Genomic DNA, 14,499 nt, shown 5'->3' on the forward strand with positions numbered 1-14,499 from the left:
GTCACAAGTCGACGCCCGCATCCGTAGAGGGATATGTCAACCAAAGGAGCAATTCACATCATGAAGAAAACAATGTTTGCGCTGGCGGCTCTGGGTGCCTTGGCATCCGGAAGCGCGATGGCGCAGCAGGCGGGCGACTGGGTCGTCGGCGCGGGCTGGTTCCATCTGTCACCACAGGATTCCAGCAAGCCGCTGACCGTGACCTCGCCCATTCCGAGCGTGCTGGCCGGTTCGGGCGCCAGCGTGAGCGATTCCGACACGGTGGGTCTCAACGCCACCTATTTCCTCGACAGCCACTGGGCGGTGGAAGGCGTGTTCGGCGTGCCGCCGAAGTTCAAGCTCAACGGCACCGGCACCCTCGGCCGCGTCGGACAGCTCGGCGAGGCGCGCCAGTGGAGCCCGACGATCCTGGGCAAGTACTTCTTCAACGAGGGCACCGACGCCTTCCGGCCGTTCGTGGGCCTGGGCGCCACCTACGTCTGGTACAGCGACGTCAAGCTGACCTCGAACCTGCAGAGCGCACTGGCCGGCCAGTTCCACCAGTCGCCGTTCGCGGTGAACACCACGGCCAAGCTCGACAGCAAGTTCGCGCCGGTGATCAACGTGGGCGCGGCCTACCAGTTCGACAAGCACTGGGGCATCTCGTTCTCGGTGTCGTACATCCCGCTGAAGACCAAGGCCAAGCTGACGACGACCTCGATCTACGGCCTGCCGGTGGCCAATAGCGAAGCCAGCCTGAAGCTGAACCCGATCGTCACCTACGTGGCGGCAACCTACCGGTTCTGATCCGCCCCACCTGCTTCGAAGAGCCTAGCGCCCCGTGCGATAGGGCTCTTCGAACTGCAGGAAATCTTTTTCCGCCAGTGCATCGTCGATCCAGGCCTTGACGCCCGGCAGCGCCTGCACGCGCTCGATGTAGGCCGTGATATGCGCCGGCACCGGCAGGCCATAGGTCTTGATGCGCGTGCCGATGGGCGCGAAGTAGGCATCGGCGATGCCGAATCCGGCACCGAACAGCATCGGGCCGCCATGCGTGTCGAGCAGGCCGCTCCACATCTGCACGATGCGCGCGAGGTCGCTGGCGACTTCGGGCACTTCCTTCAGCAGCCGGGCGCCCACCTCGGGCAGCGAGGCTTCGATGTTCATGCCGCAATGGTTGCGCAGGCCGCCGAAGCCCGAGTGCATCTCGGCGCAGACGCTGCGGGCGCGTGCACGGTCAGCCGCGGACTGGGGCCAGAGCTGCTTTTCGGGGAAGGTCTCGGCGAGGTATTCGGCGATGGCCAGCGTGTCCCAGACGACGAGGCCGTCGTCCACCAGCACCGGCACCTTGGCCACTGGGTTCAGCGCGGCGATGGTGTGCTTGAACTGCGAATCGGCCTCGAACGAATCGAAGCGCACCACGACTTCCTCGAAGTCGATGCCGGCCTGCTTCATCAACACCCAGGGCCGCATGGACCACGACGAGTAGTTCTTGTTGCCGACATAGAGCTTGCGCATGAGAGGGATCTCCGGTCCGTTGCGGTGGTTCAAAAAGGGGGTCTTCGATGCTAGCCGGACGCGGTGCCGCGATTGATGCCGAAGGCAGCGCGAATTGATGCGGGAGCGCGTTCAGCGCTCGCGGGTGTCGTCGTTCTTCTTCGGACCGGCCACGCGCTCGATCACGCTCACGAGGCGCGGCACCAGTGCCAGCACGGCGAGCGCCAGCAGCGCGCTCACCACGGCGGTCACCTCGCGGCCGAGCCCGCAGGCCATGCCGATGGCAGCCGTCATCCAAAGGCCCGCGGCGGTGGTCAGGCCCTGCACATGGCTCTCGTCCTTGCCCTGCTTGAGGATGGTGCCGGCGCACAGAAAGCCCACGCCCGCCACCAGCCCCTGGATCACGCGGCTCATGTCGGCCGGCACGATGCCGGTCTGCTGCGGGATCAGCACGAACATCGCCGAGCCGATGGCCACCAGCATGTGGGTGCGCACGCCGGCCGCCTTGCCCTGCTGCTCGCGCTCGAAGCCGAGCACGAAACCGAGGGCGCCAGCGAGCGTGAGGCGCAGCACGATGCGGGTGAGCTGCGCGACGTCGCTCACGTCCGAGAACTCGGATGCGAGGGTGTCGAGCACCTCGTCGCGCCAGCTCATCTCAGGGGAGGTCCTTGTTGGGCTCCGGCTCAGCCGCATCGCGCGGGCCAATGCGACCCAGGCGTTCCTTCAGCGACTGCGGCCGGCCGCTGATGATGGCCGCGTAATTGGTGGTGTTGGCCAGCACTTTCTTCACGTAGTCGCGTGTCTCGTTGAACGGCACGTTCTCGGCCCAGATGGCGGCGTCGAGCACCGGGCCGTTGCGCCAGCTGCGGGGGCGCCCCGGGCCGGCGTTGTAGGCGGCGGCCGCCAGCGCCATCGACCCGTCGAAGTCGTCGAGCGCCAGCTTCAGGTAGTTGGTGCCGATGGTGATGTTGGTCTCGCGGTCGTTGATCTGGCCGGGCGAGAAGTCGTTCATGCCGATCTTGCGGGCCGTCCAGCGCGCGGTGGCGGGCATGACCTGCATCAGGCCCGAGGCGCCGACGCCCGAGCGCGCGTCCATGATGAAGCGGCTTTCCTGGCGGATCAGGCCGTACACGTAGGCCGGGTCGAGGCCGATGTCCTGGCTCTTGCGCAGCACCGTGTCGTGGAAGGGCATGGGAAAGCGCTGTTCGACGTCGACCACGCCCTTGGTGCGCTCGCTGGTGTTGATGCAGCGGTCCCACACCTCGCGCTGGCAGGCGAAGTCGGCCGCGGCCAGCAGCGCGCGGTCGTCCATGCCGCCCTTGTCGTGCAGGTTGGTGGCGTAGTTCCACTCGCGCGTGCCTTCGGGGCGCAGGCCGATGGCGATGGCGTAGAGGCCGCGGGCGAGCGCCGGGTTGTTGCGCGCGGCGGCTTTTTCCTCGGGTGTGAGCGGGTCGGGGCGCGTGGGCACCATGGTGCGTTGGCCGAGTTCCTCGAGCGCCAGCATCTCGTAGAAGCCGCGCGAGCCGGCGATGCTCTGGTAGAGGTCGCGGGCCTGCGCGCGGCGTTCGTCGCCGCCGGCGCTGGCCAGGGCGCGGGCCTTCCAGTAGACCCAGGTCGGCTCGAGCTGGGCGGTTTCGCTCATGGCGTTGATGGCGGGCGCCACCTCTTTCCACTGGCCGGCGCGCAGGGCGGCGCGCACGCGCCAGCCGAGCATGTCGTCGGACAGGTCGCTGTTCTTCGTGACGTTGGCGTAATAGGTGCCGGCCTGTGGCCAGAGCTTCAGCGCGGCGGCGCGGCCGATGGTGCCCCAGAGCCAGTTGCGCTCCTCGGCGGAGAGCATCGGGCCCCACTTGCTGTCGAGCTGCGAGGCGGCGAGTTCGGGGTCGGCAATGGCGATCTTGATGAGCGCGAGCACCACCAGTTCCTTGCGCGACTTGGCGGCCACGAAGGCGCGGCCGGTCAGGAACTTGGCCGAGCTGGCGTTGAGCTCCTCGAACAGCGGCAGCGCGTCGGGCGCGGCGATGGTGACGGCGGCGCGTGCGGCCTGCGGGCGGTTGGCCTCGATGGCCAGGCGCGCCTTCTTCCAGGCGTCGTTGGTCGACATCAGGCGGGCGGCGACCAGGCGGTCGGCGGCGGTGAGGCAGCCGTCGTCCAGGTCTTTCTGGGCAAACCAGTTGCGGCGCACTTCGTCGGCCTGTGCCTGCGTGGCGGTGCCGGTGCGCAGCGAGTCGACCAGGACCGCGTAGCAGCGCACCTGCGCGTCGTCGCCCATGCGGAAACCGTCTACCGAGGCGGTGAAGTTGTCCCAGTCGCGGCGCTGGCCGAGCAGAAGCAGCCAGTCGTTGCGCAGGCGGTCTTCCTGGTAGGTGCCGGGGTAGCGCGCGAAGAAGTCCTGCACTTCGTTGGCGGGGGCGTCCTGCAGGCGCGCCTTGAGTTCCCAGTAGGCGGCCCAGGGCTCCAGTGCATGGCCTCGGGCCTGCGGCAGCAGGGCGGTCAGGCGGGCCTTGTCGCCGCGCTGGAAGGCCTGCTTCATCTGGATCAGCACGTCGTCGTTGGTGTTGCTCTGGGCTGCTGCGGGTTGCTGCGAGAGCAACGCGGCGAGGGCAAGAACAGTGGAAAAAACGAGTGCGGGTGCCGCGTTGCGCGGGTTGACGCGCGGGCGATGGCGCTTGGGTGCCAAAATGCTTGGGAACTGCATCGGGGGATTATGGACAAGTCAAAGGGTGCCGACACTTCGGCAACGGCGAGTTTTCTTAAGGAACAGTTGAGGAAGGCACTCATCGAGCAACGTCTTGCGATGCCCGACCGGCTGACACGCGCAGACCTTTTGCAGCGCGTGATGCGGATCTGGCTGGTCGGCCGGCCCGACACCGTGATAGGCGCCTACTGGCCCATCAAGGGCGAGTTCGATCCGCTGCCCGCCCTGCACCGCTGGAAGGAAGACGGCGAACTCATGGAAGAGACGCAGCGCCGGCGCATCGGACTGCCGGTGATCGACAAAGTCCACAAGACCCTGACCTTCCATGCCTGGTACCCGGGCTGCCAGATGGAAGAAGACGCCTACGGCATTCCCAAGCCCAAGGACACCGAGCTGATCGTGCCGACCCTGCTGTTCGTGCCCTGCGTGGGCTACAGCGCGGGCGGCTACCGGCTGGGCTACGGCGGCGGTTTCTACGACCGCACGCTGGCGGCGCTCGAGCCGCGGCCGTTCACGGTGGGTCTGGGCTTCACCCACGGCTTTCTCGAAGACTTCGAGCCCGAGGCGCACGACCTGCCGCTCGACGCCATCCTCAACGACAACGGAGTCGTCTGGCCGACCAGCTGAGCTGCCAGCGTCAGTCGATGTTGTCGATGGTGTCCGGGTCGGGCACCTCGCCGATGGTCTGGCGGGTGGTCTCGGACTGGAGCAGCAACCAGTCGCAGAAGGCCCTGATTTCCGGCCGTAGCGCGCTGCGCGGCCCGGCAATGAGCCAGTAAGACATCGGCGAATCCATGCGGTGCTGCGGCAGCACCTCGACCAGGTCGCCGTTGGCCAGGCTCTCGGCAATGAGCGAGCTTCGCGCCAGCGTCACGCCCTGCCCGGTGAGGGCGGCCTGCACCATCTGGTAGGCGTAGTTGAAATAGAGCCAGCGCTTGGGCTGCGCGCGTTCCAGCCCGTTCACCTCGAACCAGCGGCGCCAGGTCAGCCATTCCAGGTGCGTGCGGTGCGCGTCGCCGGCCTCGATCAGCGTGAACTGGGTGATGTCGGCGGGTGTCTTGATGGGCGGGCTGCTCTTCAGCAGCCAGGGGCTGGCCACCGGCGTCAGCGTTTCGCCGAACAGGCGCACCGCGCCGGCCGTCATGGACTCGCGCGGGCCGTAGCGCAGGGCGATGTCCACGTCGGCCACTTCGAGGTCGACCGCCACGTCGCTGGCGTCGATGCGGATGTCGATCTCGGGGTTGTCGCGCTGGAAGGCCTCCAGCCGCGGGATCAGCCACATCGAGGCGAAAGAGGCAAAAGTGGTCAGCGACACGCTCTGCCGCCCCGCGCTCTGGCGGATCTGGCGCACAGCCGTGTCGATGCGCGGCAGCGACTGCTGCACCGCCAGCAGCAGCAGTGCCCCCGCGCTCGTGAGCTCCACCGCGCGCGTATGGCGCAGGAACAGGGCCACACCCACCTCTTCTTCCAGCGACTGGATCTGGCGGCTCACGGCCGACTGGGTCAGCGCCATTTCCTCAGCCGCGGCGCGGAAGTTCAGGTGCCGGGCCACCGCCTCGAAGGCGCGCAGGTGCCCGGCGGAGATCGGGCGGGAGCGCAGATGGGTTTGCGAATGTTGCATGGATATGACTTTGGAGGGCGAATCGGCGTTTGGATCGATTGATGCGAAACGCGCATCAGTAGGCTACCTCGTTTTCATTGGACCGCCAACGCCATAGAAACGATCATTCATTCCCGAACTGCGCTATTGCCACTTTCTGACAAGCGCTTCGGCAAAGCCAAGGAGTTACATCATGTCCACCGCCGTCTGCACCACCGAATCGCTCTCGTCCCTGTCCGTTCCCGCCCGCACCGCCGCCGTTCCGCCGGCCGTGCGTCGTGGTGCCTGGCAGATCGCGCCCGGCGAGGCGATGAGCCTGAAGGCGCGGGCGGCCAGCATCCTGCGGGTCAAGCAGGGCCGGGTGTGGATCACGCCCGATGCCACGCTCAAGAACCCCAGCGAAGACCTGGTGCTCGCACCCGGCGAATCGCTGACGGTGGCCGCGGGCCAGCGCATCGTGATGGAGGCGTGGGACGGCTACGGCGCGACCTACAGCTGGGACAACGCCTGAGCGATTGTTTTCCCTCCAAGTGCTGAAAAGGCGGCCTCGGCCGCCTTTTTCTTTTTGAAGCGTCTTTTGGGGTAGGGCCGTCGGGCGGCCGCCCGTTCAGTTCAATTCAGCCGTTGATGTCGAAGCTGGGCACCAGGGCCAGAAAGTGCCGCAGCGCCGCCTCGCCAAGCAGCACATGCACGCCGGCCATCAGGTCAGGGCCCTCGCATTCGGCCAGCCCCATGCCGAAACCGCTGTAGCGCCGGGCCGCCAGCGGAGCTTCGTAGACCACCCTGACATCGACATGGCGCGGGTCTTCCTGGATCTGCCGCATCAGCGCGTCGATGGCTTCGGGCGGGCCTTCCAGGTGCTGGCAGAAACGCTGCCCGTCGAACACCAGCAGGCCGGTGATGTCGCGCTCCGCGTTGCGCATGCGCGCCCGGGAGGTGATCGAGCCCACGGTGCCCGGGGGCAGGTCCTGGGCGAGCGTGCTGCAGTAAAGCACTTCGTAGAGCGGGAGCCTTGGGTCTTCTGTCATGCGTCTTGGGGAGGAAAGCGGTGCGGAGTGTAGGCAGCCCCGGGACGCCGCGAAATGTCAAAAGACACAGGCGAAGCGCCTATAGTAAAGCGTGAAATTCGAGGACTACCCCGCTGCTGCAGCGCCTCCCCAGGGCGTGAATTCGTGCGACCAGTGCGCATTGCGACGGCTCGATGCCTTCCTGCCGCCTGCCGGCGAAGAGTTGCAGGCCATCCAGTCTTTCCGCGTCGGCACCCGGCGCGTGGAGGCGGGCAGTTCGATCATCGACGAGCACCGGCCGAGCCCGCAGCTCTTCACCCTTTATTCAGGCTGGGCCTTCCGCTACAAGACGCTGAGCGACGGACGGCGGCAGATACTGAGCTTTCTGCTGCCCGGCGATTTCCTCGGCCTGCAGGATGAGTTCGCCGAGGGCCAGACGCACGGCGTCGAGGCGGTGACCGACGTCACGCTGTGCGCCTTCTCGCGCGACCGGCTGTGGGACCTGTTCCATGCCCAGCCCAAGCTGGGCTACGACATCACCTGGCTTGCAGCGCGCGAGGAAAAGATGGTCGATGACAACCTCGTCACCACCGGCCGGCGCAATGCCGGCGAGCGCGTGGCTATGCTGCTGATGCACCTGTATCGCCGCGCGCAGCGCGTGGGCATGGTGCGCGACGGCTGGGTCGAGTTTCCGTTCAACCAGCAGCACATTGCCGATGCGCTGGGGCTGTCGCTGGTGCACACCAACAAGACGCTGCGGCGGCTGCAGCGGCTGGGGCTCTACAAGATCGACGCCGGCTGGCTGCGCATCATGGAGCCGCACGCGCTGGAAACGCTGGGCGACTACTTCGAGCGCCCGATGCGGCCTACGCCGCTGATCTGATCCGCCACACGGCCTTCAGCGCGTGGCCACCAGCTGGCGCAGGTCGCTCTCGTAGGCCTGCAGCCGGCGCACCGCTTGCGCGCGCTGGCTGGCCGTGGTGCCGTTGTGCAGCGCCGCCGTGTTGCGGCAACCCTCCTGCAGCAAGGCCTGCTGCTGGTCGCGCCAGGGTCCGGGCGGTGGTTCGGCGATGCGCTGGATGTAGCCATGCAGCGCCGCGCGCGCCTCGGCCGGCGACGGCTTGCTGGCCACGAAGCCGCGCAGCAGCATCAGCGCCTCCTGCTGGCGCTTGCGGCGCTCGGCGTCCGCCAGCCGTGGGTCGAACACCGACTGCGCGACCTGCTGCTTCAGCAGCTCGCGCTGCTCCGTGCTGAGGCGGCCGTAGAAGTCCTCGGTGCGGTCGAGGAACTGGTCGTAGCGCTTTTCCTGCACCTGCGCCGGGGTGCGGTCGAGCCAGTCCTTGCGGTACTCGGCGTTGTTCTTCGCGTATTTGCGCTCCAGCTGCTGCAGCTGCGCGTCGGTCAGGCTCAGCGCCAGCTCGGTGCCGGCGGGCTCGGCGCGTTCGGTAACGGCCAGCAGGCGCTCGCGGATGCGGTCGGCCATGGCGCAGACTTGCTCCGGCGTCACCTCGCCCGGCGCCAGCGCCTGCGCTTCCTGCAGCAGCGAGGCGATGCGCGGCAGCTCGTTCTGGCGGTGCCATGCCAGCAGCTGGTCGAGCTCGTCGCGCACCTTCGGAGTCTGCGCGCCGTCGAAGTCGAGGTAGCCGTCGAGCCACCAGTAGCTCACCGTGGGCAGGTTGTTGTAAGCCAGCTTGATCGCGCTGCAGGCGCCCAGGGCGGCGGCGATGAGCAGCACGCCGATAATTCGGGCCACTGCAGCGCAACGAAATCGGGAAGAAAAACGCATGAATCAGACTCCGCAACAAGACAGCCGGGGGCCGGTCGACGTCGTCATCATGGCGGCCGGCAAGGGCACGCGCATGAAAAGCAGACTGCCCAAAGTGTTGCATCGATTGGGCGGCCGCGCATTGCTGGCCCATGTGGCGGGCACCGCCGCACGCATCGGCGCGCGCGACGTGGTGGTCATCACCGGCCATGGCGCGGCCGAAGTCGAGGCCTCGCTGAACAGCGGCATCGAGGGCGTCACGCTGCGCTTTGCGCGCCAGGAGCCGCAGCTCGGCACCGGACACGCAGTGCAGCAGGCCGCGCCGCTGCTGCCGGACGACGGCACGGTGGTCGTGCTGTCGGGCGACGTGCCGCTGATCGGCGAAGACACGCTGCGCGCGCTCATCGCGGCCAGCGCAGGCAGCAAGCTGGCGCTGCTGACCATCGAATTCGACGACCCGAGCGGCTACGGCCGCGTCATCCGCGCGGCGGGGCAAGGCGAGGTCACCGCCATCGTCGAGCACAAGGACGCCACCGAAGCGCAGCGCGCCGTGCGCGAGATCTACAGCGGCGTGATGGCCGTGCCCGCGCGCCTGCTCAAGGGCTGGCTCGCGCGGCTGGACAACAAGAACGCCCAGGGCGAGTACTACCTGACCGACGTGGTGAAGTTCGCCGCCGCCGACGGCGTGCCCGTGGTCGCGCACATCACCACCGACGCATTGCAGGTGGCCGGCATCAACAGCCCGGCCCAGCTCGCGGCGCTCGAGCGCGCTTGGCAACTGCGCCAGGCGAACGCGCTGATGGAGCAGGGCGTGCGCCTGGCCGACCCGGCGCGCTTCGACCTGCGCGGCACGCTGGATTGCGGGGCCGACGTGGAGATCGACGTCAATTGCGTGTTCGAAGGCGTGGTGTCGCTGGGCGAGGGCGTGCGCATCGGCGCGAACTGCGTCATTGCCAATGCGCGCATCGAGGCGGGCGCGGTGATTCATCCGTTCACGCATATCGAGGGCGAGAAGGCCGGCGTGACGGTGGGCGCGGGCTCGCTCATCGGCCCCTTCGCACGGCTGCGGCCCGGCGCACAACTGGGTGCCGAGGTACACATCGGCAATTTCGTAGAGGTCAAGAACTCGACGCTGGCTGCCGGCGCCAAGGCCAACCACCTGGCCTACCTGGGCGACGCCACCGTGGGCGAGCGCGTGAACTACGGGGCGGGCAGCATCACCGCCAACTACGACGGCGCCAACAAGCACCGCACCGTGATCGGCGACGACGTGCACGTGGGCAGCAACTGCGTGCTGGTGGCGCCCATCACCATCGGTGCGGGCGGCACCATCGGCGGCGGCTCGACCATCAACAAGTCGACCGAGCCGGGGGCGCTGACCGTGGCGCGGGGCAAGCAGGTGAGTTTTCCGAATTGGAAGCGCCCCCAGAAGAAATAGGCTCGCCCCCAGGCTGCGCGCACTTCGTGTCGCTTCGCCAACCCCCTGCCCGGGGCAACACCAGCGGCCCGGCAAAGCCGGTTCCGCGGTGTTCCGCGAAGAGGCACGAAAGCTTTATCGCAGCGGCAACCGGGGCTCGAACTTGGCGCGCTTGAGGCTGAAGAAGGCCTTGACGTTGCGCACGTTCGCGTCGGCCGTGAACAGGCGCTGCGTGAGTGCGCCGTAGTCGGGCATGTCGCGCGCGGCCACGACCAGCACGAAGTCCGGGCCCGGCGACACGCGCCAGCACTGCTGCACTGCGTCGTCGGCAATCACGCGCGTCTCGAAGGCGTCGAGCGAGGCGGCGTCCTGCCGGTCGAGCGAGATTTCGATCACCGCCTGCAGGCCGTGACCCAGTACTGTGGCGAGCCGGTCGGGCGACAGCAGTGCGACCTGGCGTTCGATTAGGCCTTCTTCACGCAGCCGCTGCACGCGGCGCAGGCAGGTAGGCGGCGAGATGCCGACGTCGGCGGCCAGGCGCTGATTGGTTTGCGAGGCATCGCGCTGGAGCGCGTCGAGCAGGCGCAGGTCGATTGAATCCAGGGAGATTGATTCCATATTGAATGAAATTATGGAATAAAAGTCCAAATCAAAGAAATGGAGAAATAAAAGTCCGAAATCAACAAAATTTCGAATGCATATTTCTTCCATGCCTTCCTACCATCGAGGCTCTTCTTCTTTCAAAGGCAGCTCACCATGTGCGGCATCGTCGGGGCAGCGTCCCATCGCAACATCGTTCCGGTCCTGGTCCAGGGCCTCCAGCGGCTCGAATACCGTGGCTATGACTCGTGCGGCGTGGCGGTGCATGCCGGTGGCCTGACGCGGGCGCGCACCACTTCGCGCGTGGCCGATCTCGTGGCGCAGGTGCGCGACGACAAGGTCGAGGGCCTCACCGGCATCGCCCACACGCGCTGGGCCACGCACGGCGCGCCGGCCGTGCACAACGCACACCCGCATTTCAGCCACGGCCCCGGCGCCGATGCGCAGACCGCGCGGCCGGGCCGCATCGCGCTTGTGCACAACGGCATCATCGAAAACCACGAAACGCTGCGCGCCGCGCTCGAAGCCAAGGGCTACGCCTTCGAGAGCCAGACCGACACCGAGGTCATCGCCCACTTGGTCGACAGCCTCTACGACGGTGACCTGTTCGAAGCCGTGAAGGCCGCCGTGCTGCAACTGCACGGCGCCTACGCCATTGCCGTGATCTGCCGCGACGAGCCGCAGCGCGTGGTCGGTGCGCGTGCGGGCTCGCCGCTGATCCTCGGCGCCGGCAAGGACGGCGCAGAGAACTTCCTCGCCAGCGACGCGATGGCCCTGGCCGGCGTGACCGACCAGATCGTCTATCTGGAAGAAGGCGACGTGGTCGACGTGCAGCCGGGCAAGTACTGGATCGTCGACAAGAACCACAAGCCGGTCACCCGCCAGGTGCGCACCGTGCTCGCCCACAGCGGCGCGGCCGAGCTCGGCCCGTACCGCCACTACATGCAGAAGGAAATCTTCGAGCAGCCGCGCGCCATCGGCGACACGCTCGAAGGCGTGGCAGGCATCGTGCCCGAGCTGTTCGACGGCATCGGCCAGGACGGTGCGACCGGCGCCAGTGCCTACCGCGTGTTCCAGGACATCGACAAGATCCTCATCCTCGCCTGCGGCACCAGCTACTACAGCGGCTGCACCGCCAAGTACTGGCTCGAGGGCATCGCGAAGATTTCCACGCAGGTCGAGATCGCGAGCGAATACCGCTACCGCGACTCCGTGCCCGACCCGAAGACGCTGGTCGTCACCATCAGTCAGTCCGGCGAAACGGCCGACACGCTGGCCGCGCTGAAGCATGCGCGCTCGCTCGGCATGGAGCAGACGCTGACCATCTGCAACGTCGCCACCAGCGCGATGGTGCGCGAGTGCAAGCTGGCGTACATCACGCGCGCAGGCGTCGAAATCGGCGTGGCGTCGACCAAGGCCTTCACCACGCAGCTCGCGGGCCTCTTCCTGCTCACGCTCGCCATCGCGCAAGCCAAGGGCCGCCTGAGCGACGCCGACGAGGCGCGCTACCTGAAGGAAATGCGCCACCTGCCCGTCGCGCTGCAGTCGGTGCTGGCGCTGGAGCCGCAGATCATCGGCTGGGCCGAAGACTTCGCGCGCAAGGACAACGCGTTGTTCCTCGGCCGCGGGCTGCACTACCCGATCGCACTCGAAGGCGCGCTCAAGCTCAAGGAAGTGACCTACATCCACGCCGAAGCCTATGCCGCCGGCGAACTCAAGCACGGCCCGCTCGCGCTGGTGACGAGCGAGATGCCCGTGGTGGCCGTCGCACCCAACGACGCACTGCTCGAAAAGCTCAAGAGCAACCTGCAGGAAGTGCGCGCGCGCGGCGGCGTGCTCTACGTGCTGGCCGACGGCGACACGAAGATCAAGAGCAGCGACGGGCTGCACGTGATCCGCATGCCCGAGCACTACGGCGCGCTCTCGCCGATCCTGCATGTGGTGCCACTGCAGCTGCTGGCGTATCACACGGCGTGTGCGCGGGGAACCGATGTGGACAAGCCGCGTAATCTGGCGAAGAGCGTGACTGTGGAGTGATCCGGAGACAGCGCATTAAAGTCCGAGACAACTACCGGTCGCTGGCCGGTTTCGGCTAGTTCGATGTGCTTCCCAGGCGTCGCCATGCCTCGGCATCTAAACAACACGCGGTAAGCCCGCCGACCGGCGGGAGTGCAAATGGAACGGCGTGCCGCTAACATCGCCCCCGCCCGTTTGTTGCCGAAGGTAAGAAAAATGCCCGCGATGCCGCTCGTTACCCGTCTTCGCCTTGCCGTGTTCGTCCTCGTGCCGCTCGCGCTCGCTTCGTGCGGCGGCGGTGGGGGTGGCGGTGGCTTCTCCTTCTTTCCCCTGCCTCCCGGCGGCAACAATCCGCCGCCCGCGGCCGACGCGAAGTACACGGTGGGCGGCAGCGTCAGCGGCCTGCTCGGCAGCGGGCTCGTGCTGCAACTGGCCGGCTCGGCCGACGTGGCCGTGGCCGCCGACGGCGCTTTCGTCTTCAGCGAAAAACTCGCCAAGGGCACGAGCTACGCGGTCAGCGTCAAGCAGCAGCCCTCGAACCCGTCGCAGACCTGCACCGTGAACAACGCGTCCGGCACCATCGGCGATGCCGACGTGGGCAGCGTGGCGGTGGTCTGCGCCACCACGAGCCAGAAAGTGAGCGTCGCCGTCACGGGCCTCGACGCGGCCGGCGGGCTGGTGCTGCAGAACAACGCGGGCGACGACCTCGCCGTGAACGCCGACGGCACCTTCAGCTTCACGACGCCGGTGGCGGTCGGCGCCGATTACGGCGTGACGGTAAAGACACAACCCACCGCGCTCCAGGTGTGCATCGCGAAGCAGGCCTTCGGCACGGTGACCACGGCGCCCGTTGCCGCGGTGACGATCGCCTGCACGACGCCCGGTGCCGATCGATTCGCCTTCACCGCCGACGAGGGGACGAGCAGTGTGTCGATGTACATCGTTGGTTCCGATGGCAGCCTCTCGAGTGTCGGCCGCTTCCCCGCGGGCGGGACGCCGCAGCATGTGACCACGCACCCTTCGAAGCCGTACATCTACGCCAGCAACATCTCGGGCGCCACCAGGGGCGTCATCCAGTACGCCATCGACACCACCACCGTTCCCACGGGCACGCTGACACAGCAGCGCGCCATCACTGCCGGTGTCGGAACGACCCCGTATTTCGTCGGTATCGCGCCCAACGGCCAGCACGCCTACGTGATCGGGGACGGGATGCTGCACCGGCTGGACGTCGATGCCAACACCGGCGACCTCACCGGCGGCACGGCCGTCGCCGGTGGCACCAGCCGCAAGATCGGCCTGGACCCCCAAGGCCGCTTCGCGTTCGTGGTGGTCAATAGCACCTCCCTGGCTACGTTCCGCCTGGACCCGGCCACAGGCGAGCCGATCTCTCCGCCCGCGTCGGTCGTGCTGCCCTCCAACAGCGGACTCACCGACATTGCCATTGAGCCCACGGGCCGCTTCGCCTATGCCAACGTCGGCAACAACCCCGGCACGTTGCTCGCCTACTCGATCGACGCGACCACTGGCGCGCTGACCCAGATCGGCTCGGTCCCCGCTGGCGACACGCCCTTTGGCATGGCAGTCGATCCGAGCGGCCGCTTCCTGTACGCGGCGAACAGAAACTCCAACAACGTCTCGGCGTACAGCATCGACCCACGAACCGGCGCGCTCACGCCAGTGCCGGGCCAGCCTTTCGCGGCGGGCAGCGTACCCAACTCCGTGACCGTGGACCGCACGGGCCGCTTCGCCTATACGGCCAACCAGGCCAGCAACACGATCACCCTCTTCACGATCGACAGGACGACCGGCTCGCTCGGTACAGGGGTCAGCCTCCCGTCCACGGGCGGCGGGCCGCAATTCCTCGCGCTCACCAAATAGAGGGCGCCCGCAGCCTGTACAGGGAAAGGATCGCGCTTG

The 14,499-nt window shown here is 67.4% G+C and carries 14 protein-coding genes; 7 read left to right on the top strand and 7 right to left on the bottom strand.

All coding sequences use genetic code 11. The features are described from left to right. Positions 1-60 precede the first annotated feature (60 nt). On the top strand, positions 61-786 hold the full coding sequence (locus ACZYSP_RS26255; RefSeq protein ID WP_093172968.1) for an OmpW/AlkL family protein: 726 nt from the start codon (positions 61-63) through the stop codon (positions 784-786). A gap of 24 nt (positions 787-810) precedes the next feature. Here ACZYSP_RS26255 and ACZYSP_RS26260 read toward each other — a convergent pair whose 3' ends face one another. The 3 genes from ACZYSP_RS26260 to ACZYSP_RS26270 form a co-directional block, all read right to left on the bottom strand. Further along, positions 811-1,497, bottom strand: coding sequence for a glutathione S-transferase family protein (locus ACZYSP_RS26260; RefSeq protein WP_489017446.1), 687 nt, complete (start codon positions 1,495-1,497; stop codon positions 811-813). Between the two features lie 111 nt (positions 1,498-1,608). Then, positions 1,609-2,130, bottom strand: a complete 522-nt coding sequence (locus tag ACZYSP_RS26265; protein WP_093056116.1) for an MgtC/SapB family protein — start codon at positions 2,128-2,130, stop codon at positions 1,609-1,611. Position 2,131: 1 nt separating this feature from the next. Continuing rightward, positions 2,132-4,174: a lytic transglycosylase domain-containing protein gene (locus ACZYSP_RS26270; protein ID WP_489017448.1), complete on the bottom strand. Its 2,043-nt coding sequence runs from the start codon at positions 4,172-4,174 to the stop codon at positions 2,132-2,134. Between the two features lie 9 nt (positions 4,175-4,183). Here ACZYSP_RS26270 and ACZYSP_RS26275 point away from each other — a divergent pair, with 9 nt between their 5' ends. Beyond that, positions 4,184-4,801, top strand: coding sequence for a 5-formyltetrahydrofolate cyclo-ligase (locus ACZYSP_RS26275; RefSeq protein ID WP_093056112.1), 618 nt, complete (start codon positions 4,184-4,186; stop codon positions 4,799-4,801). Positions 4,802-4,811: 10 nt separating this feature from the next. Here the strand turns inward: ACZYSP_RS26275 and ACZYSP_RS26280 are convergent, their stop codons facing one another. Next, positions 4,812-5,795: a LysR substrate-binding domain-containing protein gene (locus tag ACZYSP_RS26280; RefSeq protein ID WP_093056109.1), complete on the bottom strand. Its 984-nt coding sequence runs from the start codon at positions 5,793-5,795 to the stop codon at positions 4,812-4,814. A gap of 172 nt (positions 5,796-5,967) precedes the next feature. Here ACZYSP_RS26280 and ACZYSP_RS26285 point away from each other — a divergent pair, with 172 nt between their 5' ends. Continuing rightward, a complete protein-coding gene (locus ACZYSP_RS26285; RefSeq protein ID WP_093056107.1) occupies positions 5,968-6,285 on the top strand; it encodes a DUF2917 domain-containing protein in 318 nt (105 codons plus the stop codon). A gap of 106 nt (positions 6,286-6,391) precedes the next feature. Here the strand turns inward: ACZYSP_RS26285 and ACZYSP_RS26290 are convergent, their stop codons facing one another. Next, positions 6,392-6,802: a BLUF domain-containing protein gene (locus ACZYSP_RS26290; protein ID WP_307616327.1), complete on the bottom strand. Its 411-nt coding sequence runs from the start codon at positions 6,800-6,802 to the stop codon at positions 6,392-6,394. Positions 6,803-6,893: 91 nt separating this feature from the next. Here ACZYSP_RS26290 and ACZYSP_RS26295 point away from each other — a divergent pair, with 91 nt between their 5' ends. Next, positions 6,894-7,664 carry a Crp/Fnr family transcriptional regulator gene (locus ACZYSP_RS26295; RefSeq protein WP_256216864.1) on the top strand — a complete coding sequence of 257 codons (771 nt, stop codon included), beginning with the start codon at positions 6,894-6,896 and terminating at the stop codon, positions 7,662-7,664. Positions 7,665-7,679: 15 nt separating this feature from the next. Here ACZYSP_RS26295 and ACZYSP_RS26300 read toward each other — a convergent pair whose 3' ends face one another. Next, positions 7,680-8,534 (bottom strand): DUF6279 family lipoprotein, encoded by an 855-nt coding sequence (locus tag ACZYSP_RS26300; RefSeq protein WP_489017452.1) that lies wholly within the window; start codon positions 8,532-8,534, stop codon positions 7,680-7,682. A gap of 31 nt (positions 8,535-8,565) precedes the next feature. Here ACZYSP_RS26300 and glmU point away from each other — a divergent pair, with 31 nt between their 5' ends. After that, positions 8,566-9,984 (top strand): bifunctional UDP-N-acetylglucosamine diphosphorylase/glucosamine-1-phosphate N-acetyltransferase GlmU, encoded by a 1,419-nt coding sequence (gene glmU / locus ACZYSP_RS26305; RefSeq protein ID WP_489017454.1) that lies wholly within the window; start codon positions 8,566-8,568, stop codon positions 9,982-9,984. 114 nt (positions 9,985-10,098) lie between these two features. Here the strand turns inward: glmU and ACZYSP_RS26310 are convergent, their stop codons facing one another. Continuing rightward, positions 10,099-10,581, bottom strand: a complete 483-nt coding sequence (locus ACZYSP_RS26310) for an Lrp/AsnC family transcriptional regulator (protein WP_093172956.1) — start codon at positions 10,579-10,581, stop codon at positions 10,099-10,101. A 138-nt stretch (positions 10,582-10,719) separates the two neighbouring features. On the opposite strand from ACZYSP_RS26310, the gene glmS reads away from it, so the two are divergent. Further along, on the top strand, positions 10,720-12,600 hold the full coding sequence (gene glmS, locus ACZYSP_RS26315) for a glutamine--fructose-6-phosphate transaminase (isomerizing) (RefSeq protein WP_093056097.1): 1,881 nt from the start codon (positions 10,720-10,722) through the stop codon (positions 12,598-12,600). 204 nt (positions 12,601-12,804) lie between these two features. Continuing rightward, on the top strand, positions 12,805-14,460 hold the full coding sequence (locus ACZYSP_RS26320; RefSeq protein ID WP_489017457.1) for a lactonase family protein: 1,656 nt from the start codon (positions 12,805-12,807) through the stop codon (positions 14,458-14,460). Positions 14,461-14,499: the final 39 nt, after the last annotated feature.

The organism is Variovorax sp. F042, from assembly GCF_057814215.1.